This window comes from Neobacillus vireti, from assembly GCF_001026695.1.
Classification (GTDB): Bacteria; Bacillota; Bacilli; order Bacillales; family Cytobacillaceae; genus Neobacillus; species Neobacillus vireti.
In genome coordinates, this window is the sequence record NZ_LDNB01000002.1 from 686,680 (window position 1) to 703,138 (window position 16,459).

Annotated in this window: 15 protein-coding genes and 1 pseudogene; 12 read left to right on the forward strand and 4 right to left on the reverse strand. The window is 39.1% G+C overall.

Going from position 1 to position 16,459, the window contains the following annotated elements:
- Positions 1 to 113: 113 nt before the first annotated feature.
- The 5 genes from AA980_RS03690 to AA980_RS03710 all read left to right on the forward strand — a co-directional run bounded on the left by AA980_RS03690 (position 114) and on the right by AA980_RS03710 (position 7,661).
- The gene (locus AA980_RS03690; RefSeq protein ID WP_024030017.1) at positions 114 to 467 is read left to right on the forward strand and encodes an ArsR/SmtB family transcription factor; all 354 of its coding nucleotides are present in this window, start codon (positions 114 to 116) and stop codon (positions 465 to 467) included.
- 157 nt (positions 468 to 624) lie between these two features.
- Positions 625 to 2,436, forward strand: a complete 1,812-nt coding sequence (locus AA980_RS03695) for a TIGR04190 family B12-binding domain/radical SAM domain protein (protein WP_024030018.1) — start codon at positions 625 to 627, stop codon at positions 2,434 to 2,436.
- 361 nt (positions 2,437 to 2,797) lie between these two features.
- Complete coding sequence (locus AA980_RS03700; protein WP_007083969.1) at positions 2,798 to 2,998, forward strand: cold-shock protein; 201 nt, start codon at positions 2,798 to 2,800, stop codon at positions 2,996 to 2,998.
- 383 nt (positions 2,999 to 3,381) lie between these two features.
- Positions 3,382 to 4,527, forward strand: coding sequence for an exonuclease SbcCD subunit D (locus AA980_RS03705; protein WP_024030019.1), 1,146 nt, complete (start codon positions 3,382 to 3,384; stop codon positions 4,525 to 4,527).
- Complete coding sequence (locus AA980_RS03710; protein WP_024030020.1) at positions 4,524 to 7,661, forward strand: AAA family ATPase; 3,138 nt, start codon at positions 4,524 to 4,526, stop codon at positions 7,659 to 7,661. Before AA980_RS03705 ends, AA980_RS03710 begins: the two co-directional genes overlap by 4 nt.
- 508 nt (positions 7,662 to 8,169) lie before the next feature.
- Here AA980_RS03710 and AA980_RS03715 read toward each other — a convergent pair.
- Together AA980_RS03715 and AA980_RS03720 are read right to left on the reverse strand one after the other, a co-directional pair.
- Complete coding sequence (locus tag AA980_RS03715) at positions 8,170 to 9,210, reverse strand: serine hydrolase domain-containing protein (protein ID WP_024030021.1); 1,041 nt, start codon at positions 9,208 to 9,210, stop codon at positions 8,170 to 8,172.
- 77 nt (positions 9,211 to 9,287) lie between these two features.
- Positions 9,288 to 10,943 (reverse strand): FAD-binding dehydrogenase, encoded by a 1,656-nt coding sequence (locus AA980_RS03720; protein WP_024030022.1) that lies wholly within the window; start codon positions 10,941 to 10,943, stop codon positions 9,288 to 9,290.
- Positions 10,944 to 11,221: 278 nt separating this feature from the next.
- Between AA980_RS03720 and AA980_RS03725 the strand changes: the two genes are divergently transcribed.
- From AA980_RS03725 to AA980_RS03735, 3 genes are all read left to right on the forward strand, one after another.
- Complete coding sequence (locus AA980_RS03725; RefSeq protein WP_047771323.1) at positions 11,222 to 11,515, forward strand: PadR family transcriptional regulator; 294 nt, start codon at positions 11,222 to 11,224, stop codon at positions 11,513 to 11,515.
- Positions 11,512 to 12,708 carry a DUF2812 domain-containing protein gene (locus tag AA980_RS03730; RefSeq protein ID WP_024030024.1) on the forward strand — a complete coding sequence of 399 codons (1,197 nt, stop codon included), beginning with the start codon at positions 11,512 to 11,514 and terminating at the stop codon, positions 12,706 to 12,708. The genes AA980_RS03725 and AA980_RS03730 overlap by 4 nt, the downstream gene beginning before the upstream one ends.
- A 192-nt stretch (positions 12,709 to 12,900) precedes the next feature.
- Complete coding sequence (locus tag AA980_RS03735; RefSeq protein ID WP_024030025.1) at positions 12,901 to 13,449, forward strand: hypothetical protein; 549 nt, start codon at positions 12,901 to 12,903, stop codon at positions 13,447 to 13,449.
- A 172-nt stretch (positions 13,450 to 13,621) separates the two neighbouring features.
- On the opposite strand, the gene AA980_RS03740 is transcribed toward AA980_RS03735, so the two are convergent.
- Positions 13,622 to 13,984, reverse strand: coding sequence for a VOC family protein (locus AA980_RS03740; RefSeq protein ID WP_024030026.1), 363 nt, complete (start codon positions 13,982 to 13,984; stop codon positions 13,622 to 13,624).
- 42 nt (positions 13,985 to 14,026) lie between these two features.
- On the opposite strand from AA980_RS03740, the pseudogene AA980_RS26085 reads away from it, so the two are divergent.
- From AA980_RS26085 to AA980_RS03750, 3 genes and pseudogenes are all read left to right on the forward strand, one after another.
- Positions 14,027 to 14,209 (forward strand): annotated as a pseudogene (locus AA980_RS26085) (DapH/DapD/GlmU-related protein); the annotation flags it as partial.
- Positions 14,210 to 14,318: 109 nt separating this feature from the next.
- A complete protein-coding gene (locus AA980_RS03745; RefSeq protein ID WP_024030027.1) occupies positions 14,319 to 14,837 on the forward strand; it encodes a hypothetical protein in 519 nt (172 codons plus the stop codon).
- Positions 14,838 to 14,950: 113 nt separating this feature from the next.
- Complete coding sequence (locus tag AA980_RS03750) at positions 14,951 to 15,139, forward strand: uracil-DNA glycosylase family protein (protein ID WP_024030028.1); 189 nt, start codon at positions 14,951 to 14,953, stop codon at positions 15,137 to 15,139.
- Between the two features lie 180 nt (positions 15,140 to 15,319).
- Here the strand turns inward: AA980_RS03750 and AA980_RS03755 are convergent, their stop codons facing one another.
- Positions 15,320 to 15,559 carry a hypothetical protein gene (locus AA980_RS03755; RefSeq protein WP_024030029.1) on the reverse strand — a complete coding sequence of 80 codons (240 nt, stop codon included), beginning with the start codon at positions 15,557 to 15,559 and terminating at the stop codon, positions 15,320 to 15,322.
- A 144-nt stretch (positions 15,560 to 15,703) separates the two neighbouring features.
- Here AA980_RS03755 and AA980_RS03760 point away from each other — a divergent pair, with 144 nt between their 5' ends.
- A complete protein-coding gene (locus tag AA980_RS03760) occupies positions 15,704 to 16,369 on the forward strand; it encodes an HAD family hydrolase (protein ID WP_024030030.1) in 666 nt (221 codons plus the stop codon).
- Positions 16,370 to 16,459: the final 90 nt, after the last annotated feature.

The following is a 16,459-nucleotide window of genomic DNA, read 5'->3' on the forward strand; positions in this document are numbered from 1 at the left end:
GGTCACAAGCCAATCCGGCCAAAAGATTAAAAAGCAACCTTTCGTCCGGCTCGTCTTGTGCTTGTCGGGGCTGACCAGGGCGCTTGTGCTTTTCTTAGAAAGGTGATGATGAATTGAATTTGGAAATGCAGCAATTTAAAGCAGATTTTTTTAAAGCATTAGCTCACCCATTAAGAATCCGAATTTTAGAGCTGTTGGCAGAAGGGGATAAGAATGTAAATGAAATTCAAACCCTTGTTGGCAGTGAGGGGTCGGCAGTTTCTCAGCAGCTTACGATTCTAAGAGCGAAGAATATTGTCACAGGAACGAAAGAAGGAAATAAAGTCATCTACACATTAAAGGACCCGATGATTATTGAATTGTTAGCCGTAGCAAGGCAAATTTTTAACAATCATCTCGTGGATACCATCACGATATTGGATAAGTTTAAAGACGATGATGAGTTGACGGCAGCCCCGAAGAATTAAATTCTTCGGTTTTTTCTATTTTTATCGTGAAAAAGTGTTTATTGTAATATTTTGGTAATTATCGTTAATTTGTAATATTTTGTCCGGCCATTCTCTAAAAATTAGATTACTATTAAGGTAATAGTACTAGATAGAAATATTAGGAAGGTGATTGAATATGTATGATTTGGTCTTGCTTCATCCGCCTACGGTATATGATTTCCGCAAAGAGATGCTGTTTACCGGCCCAATTAGCGATGTCGTTCCGTCTTCACCTGTATTTGAAATGTACCCAATTGGGTTAACAAGCATTGGAGACTATCTGGAACGCTTTGGGCTAAAAGTGAAGATCATCAATATCGCTAATCGTATGCTGTTAAATCCCAATTTTGACGTTGAAAAGAAAATCAGAAAAATCAAGACAAAGGCGTTTGGCATTGATCTTCACTGGCTTCCGCATGCCCATGGCAGCGTGGAATTAGCAAAAATCATCAAGAAGTATCACCCAAATACACCCGTTATGTTTGGCGGACTTTCCAGCACTTATTTTCATAAGGAATTAATTGAGTATCCTTGGATCAATTTTGTTGTCCGCGGCGATACAACTGAAAAGCTAATTCTAATGCTCTTGAATAAGCTTGAAAATAAATCTAATGACAGTTTTTTCGATATACCAAATTTAACTTGGAAACGCGGCGATTCCTGCCATTATAACGCGATGACCTATGTGCCTGACAGTCTGGATGAGTTTAATTTACCGGGCTACCGTTATATCATTCGCTCTGTCTTTAAGTATTTTAATCTATTAGACCCATTGCCTTACAAGGGGTGGCTCCAATACCCAAATACGGCCATCCTAACTTCAAAAGGCTGTACGTATAATTGTTTAATTTGCGGCGGCTCTAAAGATGCCTACGAGCTTAACTGTAATCGAAAAAAACTGGTGATGCGCTCGCCGAAGAAAATGCTGGAGGATATCGCGTTAATTCAACGCTTCACCCGGGCACCGATTTTCCTTTTAAATGATATTAGGCAGGGCGGCAAAGAGTATGTGGATGAATTCTTAACCGGTTTAGAAAAAATGGACTTGAAGAACGAAATTGTCTTTGAATTGTTTAATTATGCAGATGAAGAATTTTTTAAGCGCTTAAACAAGGCCATGCCTAAATATAGTATTGAGCTAACGCTTGAATCGGCCGATGAAGATATTCGTAAATATAATGGCAAGCTTCCATGTACAAATGTTAAAGTAATCGAAATGCTCCAATATGCCTTAAAACATGATTGTGCTAAGATTGATTTATTCTTTATGACGGGGATACCTAACCAAGATTATGATAGTGCAATGCGGAATGTTGATTTTTGTGAAATTATTCACAAAGAGTGTGGTGAAGATTTGCGTATTTCGTATTTTGTTGCGCCGCTTTCGCCATTTCTCGATCCCGGCAGTCCGGCATTTGAACACCCGGAAACATTTGGTTATAAAAAATTCTGCTTTAAGCTTGAAGATTTCCGGGCGGCAATGAAACAGCCATCATGGAAAAATATGCTCAGCTATGAAACGAAAAAAATGACCAGAGAGGACATTGTTAGAGCCACCTACGATTCCGCCCTAAAATTAAATGAATTTAAATACAAAAATAACATCGTAACGAAGGATGTTTATGATGAGGTGGCCGTTAAAATTGAAAAATCAGTCGAATTCCTTAAGCGGCTCGATGAACTGGCACTTCTGCCGCAAGATGAACAAAAGACGGAGATGGCAAAAATAAAAGATGAAATAGATCAAATCAACCGCCACAGTATTTGTGGGAAGAATGAACTGAAGTGGGAGGTTAAAAAGCTGTTTGCTGATTTTCCATCGTTAACCTATATCGGCTTAGAATTACTAGTGAAGGACATTATTAAGGGAATAAAGTGCCGGTTGGGAAAAATTGACCGGAATATCGTGGTAACTTCGATTTCCCAAAATGGAAAGGTGAAGGAATAAATATTAATTAACAGCGATTTATCGGTAAATTTTGAATTAATCGACAATTATTTTTCTGCAAAATTCGACATAGTATTTGAAAGGCTGCTCTCGCATCGTGATTAGGAGGTAATCCCCTCTCGAAATAGGGTGGAAATGTAGAATTCTGTAGGCTTTTGTCGTGTTTTCCTTCCTTGACAATTTGGCAAAAAATATGATAAATTTTAATCAGCCGTTGCACGAGATTAGATTTATATTTTACTAGCTTGTTCAAAGTTTTAACCGATTTTTGGATAAGGAAATGAAGGTAAAGCTATCACGTTGTAATTTGGTGAATTTACACATGGCTTACGTTTATAAGCCAATAGGAGGATTTTTTTACATGAAAAACGGTAAAGTAAAATGGTTTAACTCAGAAAAAGGTTTCGGATTCATCGAAGCTGAAGACGGAAACGATGTATTTGTACATTATTCTGCCATCCAAACAGAAGGTTTCAAAACTTTAGAAGAAGGTCAAGAAGTATCTTTCGAAGTAGTTGAAGGAGCTCGTGGACCACAAGCTGCTAACGTAACTAAAAAGTAATTATAAAAAAACTAATGACAACAGCCCGGACCTTTGTGCCGGGCTGTTTTTTGTTGTATAAAAACAAAATTCCATGGAATTTCCAAATCCTTTCATAATGGTATTTTGTTATAATAATAATAAGAAAAGCGCAAGCGCCCTGTTCAGCGGCGTATGGCCTCCTCGAAAAAGCTACCGCTTTTTCTTCGTGCGATGATTATGCTGTCGAAGCCTTCCTGGTGGAGCGCTCCAACTGAGAAAAAGGGAACACGAAGAGCGGAGCGAATTCGTGCTTGACTTATCGTAGGGCGGAGAGCGAAGGACACTAGCCGCTAGGGCGCTGGAGCTGGACAATTCTCAAAGTCGAAATTAATAATTTTATAAAAATAACTGGGGTGAAGTAGATGAAATTTATTCATACCGCTGATTGGCATTTAGGCAAATTAGTCCATGGTGTTTATATGACGGAGAATCAACGGGAAGCACTTGAGCAGTTTGTGGCAATCGTCGCTGAAGAGAAACCGGATGCAGTCGTCATTGCCGGTGATCTTTATGATCGTTCCGTACCGCCTACGGATGCCGTTGAGTTACTAGATGACATTCTTTTTAAAATCAATGTCGAGCTAAAAACACCAGTTGTCGCAATCGCCGGAAATCATGATAGTGCAGAAAGACTCTCGTTTGGCAGCTCGTGGTATAAACATAGTCAATTCTATTTATCTGGAAAAATAACCAACAGCTTTAAGCCGGTACAAATCAATGGCGTGAATTTCTATCTAGTGCCATATGCAGAGCCAGGCGTCGTCCGCCAGCTGCTTGAGGATGAATCGATTCACTCCCATCAGGATGCGATGAAGGCAATGATTGGCAAGATGGAAGAAACGATTAATCCGAATGAACCGAACGTTTTAGTTGGACATGCCTTTGTCTTAGGCGGTCAAACCTCCGATTCTGAACGAGTTTTATCCGTAGGAGGGTCGGGGTGTGTGGGTGCCGAATTGTTTGAACCGTTTTCCTATACCGCACTAGGCCACCTGCACAGTCCCGATGCTATTCATCATGATAGAGTGAAATATTCTGGTTCTCTCTTAAAATATTCTTTTTCCGAAGCCAAACAAAGAAAGTCGATTTCGATTATTGAAATGAATGAAAAAGGAGATTTTACCCATCGTTACCGATCGCTCACACCAAAGCATGATATGCGGGAGTTAGAAGGGCATTTGGCAGAATTACTTGATCCGCAATTTTATGAAAAAGAACGCCTAGAGGATTATTTAAAAATCACCTTGTTGGATGAAGGCGCATTAATTGATCCGATTAATAAATTGCGGCAAATATACCCGAATGTCCTCCATCTGGAACGAAAAATCGATCTTACCGATTTGAAAAAGAAACAATCCTTCAATGCCATTCGCAATGAAAAGAAGTCGGAAATTGAGTTGTTCGAACAATTTTACACAGAAATGACCACATCCGAATTTACGCTGGATAAAAAAGAAGCGATGGCTGCGGTGATTGAAAACGTGCTCAGAGAGGATGTGGTGAAATGAAACCGTTAAAACTGACGATGCAGGCATTTGGACCGTATGCAGGCAGTGAATCGATTGATTTCTCAGAGCTCGGCAACCGGACGATGTTTGTCATTTCCGGAAAAACCGGTGCCGGGAAAACAACGATATTTGATGCAATTAGTTATGCGATATATGGAAAAGCGAGTGGGGAGGATCGGGGCGGACCGGACCTCCGCAGCCAATTTGCCGCTGACGGCCTGTTAACAGAAGTATCCCTTGATTTTGCACTTCGTAACAAAGTGTATTCGATTACCAGGTCACCCCAGCAGCTGAAGAAGAAAGACAAGGGTGAAGGCTATACCCAGCTTGGAGCAAAGGCCGAATTATATAGCTGGGACGCGAATGGCGAGAAAAAACTGATCGCTTCTAAGATCAGTGATGTCGAAGAAAAAATTAAGGAAATCATGTTGATTGATGCCAACCAATTCCGGCAAATATTGATGATTCCACAGGGGGAATTCCGCAAGCTGTTGACCTCTGACAGCAAGGATAAAGAAGTCATCCTTCAGCGGCTGTTCCATACTCAGCTTTATAAAATGGTCGAAGAAAAGCTAAAGCTAGAAGCAACTGAACTGAAACGGTCTGTTGAGGACCAGGTGCAGGCACGAAATGAAGCGATTCGCCGTATTCAAGCAGTGACAAACAAAGAACTCCATGATTACCTTGAAGCGGGGAGCGTAAATGACACGATCATCATGCCGCTTTTAGTAGCAGAAATTTCAGGTATGGGCGAATTACTCGAACAACTGGACAGCCAATTAAAAGCCAAAGTTTATGAGCAGGACCGGTTAAAAGAGCAGCTAATTAAAGCAGAAGCGATTTTAAAACAACTGCAAACGAAAGAGGAATTGAAGGAGAAAAAAGTCCAGCTCGAATCTCAGAAAGATTTATTTGCAGAAAAAGAAAAGCAGGTTCAACGAGCGCAAAAAGCAGCTTTATTAGCGAAGCAGGAGGAGCTTTGCCATCGCTTAAAGCGCGAATCTGACCAGCTGGAGACAAATGTGAAGTCACTCCATGTAAAAATCGAAAGCTTGAACGGGCTTGCCAAACAGCATGAAGCGCAGCTGCGGGATGAGCTTGAACGGGAAGGCGAGCGGCAGGCAGCCCTAGCTGAGGCGAATCGGTTGGTCAATATGAAAGACGATGTCTATTCATATGCCGCATTGGTCAAAGAGACGGCATTAAAGGGCGCATTTTTAAAGACGGCTAAGGAAAAGCTGCAAGCCTTAGAAAGAAGTGTGGAACAAAATGATCAAATGGTTAAATCGCTTCTTCAGCAAAAGTCCGAGATTGAAAAGGGACAGCTAACCTATTTAGAAAATGAAAGGCAAGTTGAAAAACTTCAAGCGGAGCTAGACCGCTTGGAAAAATATGAAAAAGTCCACGGACGACTGCAAACGGCCGAGCAAAATCTTAAAGTAATATCAGGCCGCTATGAAAATACGGCTGCGAGATTTATGGATGCAAAGGCACTTGTTGAGGAGATTGAGCGAAAATGGCTCCATGGTCAGGCATCCTTGTTAGCTTCAAGACTTCATGACGGGGAGGCTTGCCCCGTATGCGGTTCCGAGCACCATCCAACGCCTGCTCTCCAGCATGATGGTAGCATGCCGAACGAAGAAGAGTTGAAGGCAGCAAAGGAGCAGCTTAACAAATGGGAAAAGGAAAAGGCTGCGGATGAGGCGAAGCTTTATCAAGGCCAATCAGCCGTACGAACGCAACAGGAAGCCGTTGCGGAAATGCTAATTGAAATTCGTACTTATCGCGCTGATTTTACGGAAACGGATTTAACCTATGTGAAATCAGAAGTTGTTACTGCGAAAAATTCTCTTATTCAATTGCAAACGAACCTGGCTAAACAGATTAGTCAGCTTGGCCAAGTAAAAATAGACTTAGAGAAACGAGAATCAGAAAAAGCTGCTTTACAAAGTGTGATTCAGCAATTAGCAGCAGAAGTGACAGATTTAACGGTGCAATACACCGAAAAGAAAACGAATTTGACGAGGATGATGAACGTCATTCCCGAGAATCTGCGGTCGGAAGCGGAATATGAAAAAGCACTAACCACTGCGAAAAAGCGCCATGAACAGCTTGTCAAACAGCTTGAAGCGGCACAGCAGCATTTACAAGCGGTCAAAGAAAAACTTTCAAATGAGACAGCAAGATTAGTAGACGCCGAAAAGCATCATGCCAGTAAACTTGAGGAGCTTGACACAGAACGTGAAATCTTTAAAAATAAGCTGGCCGAGCAGGGCTTTGAAACATATGGTCTCTATGCAGCTTCTAAACGGACAGAGGGCGAGATTCGCAGTCTTGAAGCTGATATCCGCAGCTATCGCGAAGAATTACGTTCGGTTTCAGACCGACTGGAGGAATTAACGGAACTGTTGGCGGATGTGAAAACCCCCGATGTCGAGGGATTAAAGCTCGAGCTAGGAAGTCTGTCTAGCAAAATCGAGGTTCTAACTCAGCAGCGCACGGATCTATTCGTTAAGAGACGGGACAATGAAGAAATTTATACCCGAGTGGAAAATTTGAATGAGCAGATGAAGGTTCTCGAAGAGCGGTACAAGTTAATTGGTCATCTGTACGAAATTGCAAAGGGGCAAAATAACTTCCGGATTACCTTTGAACGTTATGTCCTTGCTGCCTTCTTAGATGATATATTACGAGAAGCCAATGTCCGCTTACGAAAAATGACCTCAGGGCGTTTTCAATTGCTGCGAAAAACAGACCGTGCCAAAGGAAATGCCCAGAGCGGATTGGAATTGCTGGTGTTCGACCAATATACTGGTCAGGAACGCCATGTTAAAACGTTATCGGGTGGGGAGAGTTTCAAAGCTTCATTATCTCTTGCTTTGGGACTAGCAGATGTGGTGCAAAATTATGCCGGCGGCGTATCATTGGAAACGATGTTTATTGATGAGGGATTCGGCACGCTGGATCCTGAATCATTGGACCAGGCAATTGAAGCATTAATGGATATCCAAAGCAGCGGCCGTTTAGTAGGCATCATTTCGCACGTGCCGGAACTAAAAGAACGGATCGATGTGCGTCTCGAGGTCATTGCCGATCAGACCGGGAGCAGGACTGAATTTATGTTTTCGAATTAGGAATTTGGCAGAGTAAGAGTATGACCCCGAGATTATGTCTTTGGGACATACTCTTTAATTTTGGCTCTTTTCTGATGGATTGTTGCATTTTTATGATTCGCTGATAGTCGGGTTGGGTAGGTAAATATATCATAAAAATTAGTTACTTTAACTGCAAAAAAGGTTAAAATCCAAGAGATGCACACCTTTACAGCTATACAAACAAAGAAAAAGGACTGCTTTTTTCATTTTATTTGCGAAAAAGTGGCTATTATTTGCGAATCTACCGCTTTTATTTACGAATCGAAATTTTGCCACTATTTTGTAGGTGTATGAGCCTGAAAAATTTAGGGAAATTTGATGTAGCTTATTTTATCAGCGAATTTAGTGAACTTATTAGTTAATCTAGCAATATATCAGCGAATCCAGACCATTTATCAGCGAATAATGGATTTTTTCAGCGAATCGAAAAATACTACTTATTTGTTCTTAATAATAAAAAAATATTAATCATGTTCACATTAATCCTTTAATGTATTTCTAATTCTTCTTTTGATTTCTGCAAACTTTCTAATAAAGAAAATCCAATATTTTGATCGTCATTTATTCCTAATCTATAATTTGCTAAAACAATAACTGAGACTTTTTTTTCTTTATCAATTCCTAAAAATGAACTAAAGCAACCTGTTCCTCCGCCATGAAAAAAAACATTATTGTTTTTCTTTAATAGCCACCATCCAAGACCCATATCATACTTCTTTTTTCCATTTCCATGTTTTTTATGACAAAGAGACAAATATGGTTTATCTTCGCAAATATTTATTTTTGCATATTTAAGTAAATCATCAGCAGTTGAACTTATTGCACCAGCAGGGGATATAAGATTGTCTTTATTCCATTTCCAGTTTCCACAATCATTATTTTTTCTGTCATAACCATGTAAATTATTATTTAATGTTCCTAAATAGGTATCTCTTAATCCCAATTCATTTTGCAGAAAGTCATTCATTGTGTCCCAATATCCACTGCCCGATACAATTCCTAACCCATACCCAATAAGTGACAAACCAAAATTTGAATATTTCCATGAATAATCCATATCTTTTAATATATTTTTTTCCATAAGTATTTTCATATTGTTTAAATCCAAAATTAACGGATTATTCTTATTCAAATCACCACCGCCTTTTATCAAACCTAAAATTAGGTTGAAATATTCCCGCTTATTTAATGGCAGTCTTGCTGAATATCCAGAAGAGTGAGTAGCAAGGCGGAGCAATGGAGGATAATACTCGTCTTCCCTAAGTCCTTCAATATATTTTTGTATTGAATCGTTTAAAGACAATTTGTTTTCAAATACATATTTAGATAGCATAGATACGGTAAAAGTCTTTGTTATAGAGCCAATTTCATAATGATATTTTTCTGATGAATCAAGTTCGCCGTGTTCATTAAAAATTTTTATTACTGAATTATTGCCTGTTAAATAGCCAACAGTTAATTTTAAATGTTTTTTTCCTTTACAAGTCTTTTTAATTAATCTTAATGTTTTATCACTGATTTCAAACATAATTATTACTCTCCCTCTGATTCAATAGAGAACGTCTATTCAAAATTTAAGGACAGCCTATTCGCTTATTGACGTTGTTACCCTAATTCCTCCGCCAGCGCCCGCCCCGCCTGCCTACCAGTAAACATACAGCCTCCAACGAAAGTTCCTTCTAGTGAGCGATAGCCGTGAATCCCGCCCCCGCCAAACCCGGAAACTTCACCGGCAGCGTATAGACCGGGGACAGGATTTCCAGTAGAGTCTAAAACTCTGCCGGATAAATCGGTTTGCAGCCCGCCGAGCGTCTTACGACTAACGATATTCAACCGAACAGCAATTAATGGTCCCATCTTTGGGTCGAGAATCTTGTGTGGTGGCGCGACTCTTATTAGTTTGTCACCGAGATATTTTCGAGCACCGCGAATGGCAGTAATTTGCAGGTCCTTAGTGAATTTGTTGTCTATTTCTCGGTCCCGTGCAAGAATTTGGCGCTCAATCTCATCAAAATTGAGCAAGTTTTCATCAGTTAGCTCGTTCATTCCGGCAACAAGATCGGTCAATGTGTTTGCTATCACAAAATCCTCGCCTTTATCCATAAACGCCTTAACAGGTGCAGTCGGTCCCGGAAGGACACGAGAGAGTACTTGTTTAATACTTTTCCCTGTCAAATCAGGATTTTGCTCTGAACCGGATAAGGCAAACTCTTTCTCAATGATCTTCTGCGTCAAGATGAACCAAGAATAATCGTAGCCAGTCGCCTGAATGGCGGCAAGGGTCCCTAACGTGTCAAAACCGGGAAAGTTCGGTGCCGGGAAACGCTTTCCTTTTGCATCCAGCCAAATGGATGAAGGTCCAGGAAGAATCCGGATACCGTGCATCGGCCACACCGGTCCCCAGTTTTTAATGCCTTCTGTATAATGCCACATCCGATCGCGATTGACGATTCGGCCACCCGCCTCCTCGGTTATTGCCAACATTCGCCCGTCCACATGTTCTGGTACACCGGAAATCATATTTTTGGGAGCTGCCCCAAGCCGGGCAGGCCAGTTTTTTCTAATTAGTTCATGGTTGCCGCCGATGCCTCCGCTAGTTACCATCACGGCTTGGGAAACAAACTCAAAATCTCCAATCTTCTCGCGAGAACTTGCTTCTCCCCGTGCGACTGAACTTGGAACGAGAATATCACCACTGACCCCGATAACAGCGCCATTTTCGGTGATTAATTGATTGACACGGTGTCTCGGACGATAGTCAACAAGACCTTGTTCCATTGCCTTCCTGACTCGGTCCTCAAATGGTTTAACAATGCCGGGACCTGTTCCCCAGACGATGTGAAAGCGGGGTACGGAATTACCATGGCCATCAGCGAGATAGCCGCCACGCTCCGCCCAGCCAACCACAGGGAAAAAACGAACGCCCATATTATATAACCATTCGCGTTTTTCACCAGCAGCGAAATTAACATATGCTTGCGCCCACTTTTTACCCCAATAATCCTCATCATCTTCTCTGTCAAACCCCGCCGATCCTAACCAGTCCTGCCAGGCAAGCTCATGGGAATCCTTTATTCCCATTCTTCTTTGTTCGGGTGAATCGACTAGAAACAACCCTCCGAACGACCACCAGGCCTGTCCGCCAAGAGAGGCTTCAGGCTCCTGGTCTAAAAGGAGAACTTTTTTTCCCGCATCAGCGAGTTCAGCTGTCGCAACTAAGCCTGCAAGCCCAGCCCCAACCACAATCACATCAAATCTCAAATTCTATTCCTCCTTTTTGGTTGAGTAGGAATTTACAGAAAATCTAATATTCACAATTATAACACAATTTATTTTACTGTTATAACCATTGAGTAAATACTTGTCTGCAATATTTACTAACAAATATATTACAAATTTTAGTAAAGATTGCATTGAATAATATGTCGCGGTGTGATATAGTCACGATGAGACATATTTATCTGTGACATAATTTATTAAATGAGACTTGTGAGGTGAAATTTTTGGAGATTGAAAAGGTCTTGAAAAAGTATGTACCGATGACAGAAACGGCGTTTTACATACTCCTTTCCTTAACCGAGCCTCGCCATGGATACGGAATTGTTAAGCATGTTGAGGAAATCACTAACTCAAGAATTCAATTGGGGTCGGGTACGGTGTACGGTACATTAACAAAAATGCAGAAGGATGGGATTATCACTGTCTTCGCCGATGAGGAAAGAAAAACAGTTTATGAAGTAACTGAGATTGGAAAAAAATTAATCATCTCTGAAATTCATAGACTTAAAGAGCTGCATCATAATGCATTGAAATTCGAGGGGGATTTTCTATGATTAAAAAAGTATTGCGGCCTTTCTGGAGCTACGATGTTCAAAAAACGGAAAAATGGCTAATCGCTATGGCTGAACAAGGTTACTTTTTAGTTAAAATAAATCGTGTAACCCGTAGCTTTTTCTTTCAACAAGGCGAGCCAAAGAAGCTAACATACCGAATAGGGTTCGATAAAATGCAAGGGGAGTCACTTTCGAGAGGGTTATTAGCAGAGGGATGGACAAAAGTATTGCGGGCTGGGCACTGGTTTGTAACGTCTAATGAAAAGCCGATGGAGCAAATTAAGACTTCCTCCATTCGAGAAGGCATTATCAAACATAATCGAATTATCATGTATATTTTCGGCGGTATAGTCGGTTATTTTTCAATTGCGGCGATGCTTTTTCTGAGTATATTTGGAATGATTTTCTTTGCTTCAGATTCTCAGGTAGAAGTGGTAGAAAGCCCCTATTGGATTTTTACGTATTTGTATTTTGGTGCTGTAATTGCTATTTTGGTCCTTGCACTATATTCTGTGATAAAAATTCATACGACCAATAAAAATCTTATTAAAGAAAATTCTAGAGATGATCTTCACTTTGGGATGCAGCCTGAGGGAACCCTAAGCAAAGCGGAAGAAAAACAGTTAAAGTGTTCAGGAAAACTGATTGCGAAAAGAAAGCTTGGCTGGATGTATGCCCCAGATAAGCTTGAGCAGTGGCTCGAGGAAATGGAAGAACAAGGATATAATCTCTACCGTGTCAGCAAAACGGGAACGGTCTTTCATTTTTTTATTGGTCGTCCACGGAAAGTATGTTACTGTGCGGATTATCAAAACATTGCGGATGAAAGCTACTTCGATATACACAGAGAAGCTGGCTGGAAAAGTGTTTTCAAGTCCTTTGGGTCATTACAAAAATGGTCCATCTGGGTCCGTGAATATTCAGAGGGTAAAGAACGGCCGCAAATCTACAGCGACAAATCCAATCAATTAAAGCATGCAAGAAAGATTGCAATTGCCTATTCATGTCTCTTTCTTCCGTTAATTATTGCCCATCTATTAAATCTAGGCATAGGATTTGATTTGTTCATTCATAACACAGTGGATAAAATGCGGATTTTAACTTTGATTATCATGGTAATTGTTATCCTTTCATTTGGATCCTTCACGATCAGAACATGGCTTTATTACTTCCGCTTAAAAAAAACGATATGACTACGAATTGTGACACAAGGTAGGGCTTGCCCTGGTGTCCTGCAATATTTAAAATAAGATTAAAAACGGATATATATTTTCTTGGAAAATATGATTTTAGCAGTAATCCTATTTCGGGAAGGTCCCATTTTATGGATTGGATTTTAGGAGTCAGCTTTGCTAGGAGAAAAATGTATTGTGGCTTAAAGGGGTGTGAATTATATACAAGAGGTAATAGAAGTAATTATCATATCTGGTCTAATTGGGGTTGTGGTACGTTCTGTTATTTTTTGGCAATTAGAATTAACGGATAAGAATACAGTTCCTCTCGGCAAAAATAGTAATGCGGTTGTAAGTCTTCCGAGTATTTTGATATGGCTAGGGTTACCAATCACAATAATTTTCCTAATAGGACCATTTGGATATATTCTTTTCCCAAAGATTTTTGATAATGAACCAATAATTGAAAATTTATTATTATCTTCTCCAATGGTTCTATTAGGATTATTTTCAACAATGTCTGGAGTGTTCTGGAATATAAAGATAGATAAAGATTCTGACTATTTTATTTATAGAACGACTTTTGGTCGGACATACAAAATATACTATAATGAGATTTCGTACTTCAAAACATGGAAACATTTATTATTGTTTAAGTACAAGAGGAAATTCTTTTTTGTCAGTCCTGACGCAATAAATTATCATTTTTTTCTACAAATGCTTATTCGTAAAGATGTTAAAAAAATTTTTAGGCGTGTATAGTTTTGTACCTACCTTATTTGATGTATTGTATCTCAAGCAAAACCTAATGATTTGGGTTTTAGTTTTGGGGTAATGTTTCCAATATTTCAGACGAGTTGTTGAAAGAGGGGGAGGATAGTGAAATAGTAATAAAAAAGTAGGTTCAATAAATTGATTGAACCCACTTATTGATTTATTGTCTTAACAAGAACACATTACCGTCATCATCTTTAAACTGAACAAATGAACCCCATTGCATTTCTTTTGGTTCATCTAAAAATTCCACACCATTAGCTTTTAGCTTCTCATATGTAGTTTTAATATCGTCACACTGGAAAACGATGGATGCCTTCATAATTTCATAACCTTGCATCATTGCTTTAGGATAAATTACTAAACGAGATTCTGCCCCTTTTGGAGCTACTTCAAGCCAGTTTGCATTAGGTGTCATTTGATGTTCAGCAATAACTTCAAACCCTGCTTTTTCTGTCCAAAAAGTCTTAGCCTTTTGTTGGTCTTCAACGTACACAGCAACTGTTGCGATTTCCTTAATCATTCTAAAACCTCCAAGAGTTAGTCACTCCTATTATATCCAACAGTTGAGAGAAATTCAGGCGTTGAGTTTGGTGCACCCGTTCAAATTGGTGATAATGTTTGGATTGGCGGGAGAGCGATTATAAACCCTAGTATTAATATTGGTAATAATGTCGTCATTGCTTCATGGGCGGTTGTCACAAAGGATGTACCCGATAATGTGGTAGTTAGCGAAAATCGAGCATGAGTAATTAAACCTATTGAAGTATAGAAATAGGATTGAAACGTGTCTATTGTATATATCACCCCGTGATGCAGAATAATATGTTCATATATCGTTAGGGGTGATGTTTACTGTGAGAAAAGCAGCAAGCTTTATTGGAGGCTTATTCCTCGTCCTATGTTTTCATTCCTTGCAAGTCTTGGCTGATGATCCACCAAGGTTATCCTCAGACTGCAGAGAAAATATGAAAATTCGAGACGTTGAATATAATAAAGCACTGATGAATGATATCATTGCGGGTCTTGATTTGGATATTGATGATCAAAGCTACATTGAGGTAACGGATAAAGGGTTAGACGCTGCCAACATTATCTACGGCGGGAAAGAATTTGACGAATATTATCAATCATTACATCAACAATTTATAGTAGCCTCTCGCGGCAAGCCTACATTGTTTGTCAAACCAGCGGAAGCCTATTTACTGTATAAGCAGCCTGATAATACAAACGTTGCAGTCCATTTAAAGCTTGCTGATTTAAAATGGGAAGTCATTGAAAAGAAGAAGAAACAAGGCACCCCGATTAAATACCAGCTGCTGAAATGTGAAAAGGATTATATGAAGGAAAAGAAAGAGTATTACAATATGGACTAGTAATAATTCTTAAGTAGCCATGATTCGGTTAAGTATCCCAGTTTATTGAGAAATCAATAAGGTTAGACTATGAATAAGAGCCGGAGCTAATTCTGTGCTTAGGAAATGTTTCAGTGCAATCCTTTTTCAAAAACTCTGAGGCGGAAGTGAAGGCACTGCGAGGCGCAATCCATCAAGTGCAAGGGTACCCAACAGCGGTAGGCTACCATCCACTAGCTGTCAGGCGCCGGCCTAATCTGTGGTCAATATTTTTGGAGGATTGGAAGTTAGTTGCCGAACAGTATCATAATAAATTAACATAGAAAACATAGCCCAATGCGATACTTGCCAGATGAAAGTATCGTATTTTTTTTATTTGCTGATTGTTTTAAAAAAGAATTTCCTGGCAAATAGATTGTGTTTTTTCTATTATTTATTAGTTCAGCCAATTGTTCGATTTGTAGTTATTTAATAATTCGCTTGTTCATTTTTTATGTCTGTTTTTAATGGTTTATTTTTTTACTTGCCTTGTTTTTAAAAATTAAAAAAAATACCAGTGCCACAATTAATGGAACACCATATGTAACACATATTGTTATCAAATGTGCTGAAAAAGGGGCTGACCATTCAGGATGTTTAATAAAATTCTGATAATCGATATAAATTTTAATTAACATTATCGCTACCATTAAAACTAAAAGAGCAAAGAGTGAATTCGATGCAAATTTAAACTTATTCGCCACTTTGATTCCCCCATTATGATTTAAATATTGTAATTAATTTTTATTTTATCATATAATTTTACCATTAATTTAAAACCCTTCTAAATTTCTCCTCCCTCTCCTTTTTAGATTTTTAAAAGCGGTGTAAAAGGTGGTAAATGCACAATGATAAAGGCAGTACTATTTGATTTAGATGGAACTTTATTAAATCGGGATGCTTCCGTCGAAAGATTTATTGATAACCAATATGAGCGCTTTAAAAATTTGCTCGGACATATTCCTAAAGAATTATATACCTCAAAATTTATTGAATTAGATTCTCGTGGTTACGTCTGGAAAGATAAGGTGTATCAGCAATTAATCGCTGAATTAAACATTAAGGGAATTACATGGGAAAGTCTGCTTCAAGATTATTTGATAGAATTTAAGAATCATTGTGTATCCTTTCCAAATTTAATCAGAATGCTAGAAGCATTAAAGTCCAAATCAATCCTCTTAGGGATCATCACAAATGGAAGGGGACAGTTTCAATTTGACAATATTGTCGCCTTGGGCATTGAAAAATATTTTGAAGCCATACTTATTTCCGAATGGGAGGGTATGAAAAAGCCTAACCCCGAAATATTTGAAAAAGAAATAAAGCAACTCAATGTATTAGCAAATGAAAGTGTTTATGTTGGCGATCATCCGGAAAACGACATAAAAGCAGCCAGAAAAGTTGGAATGAAAACAATTTGGAAAAAAGAAATATTCTGGAATGAAGTTGAAGCTGATTTTAGTATTGAAGATTTAGATGAGATTCCTATCCTTATTGAAAAGATGGATAGGTAAAGGTAAATATTACCAAGAATTTTGCAGTTAGAAACTGTTTGGATGGCCATATTGAAAAGTTTAATGAAAGCTTAGATCGTTTATTTAATT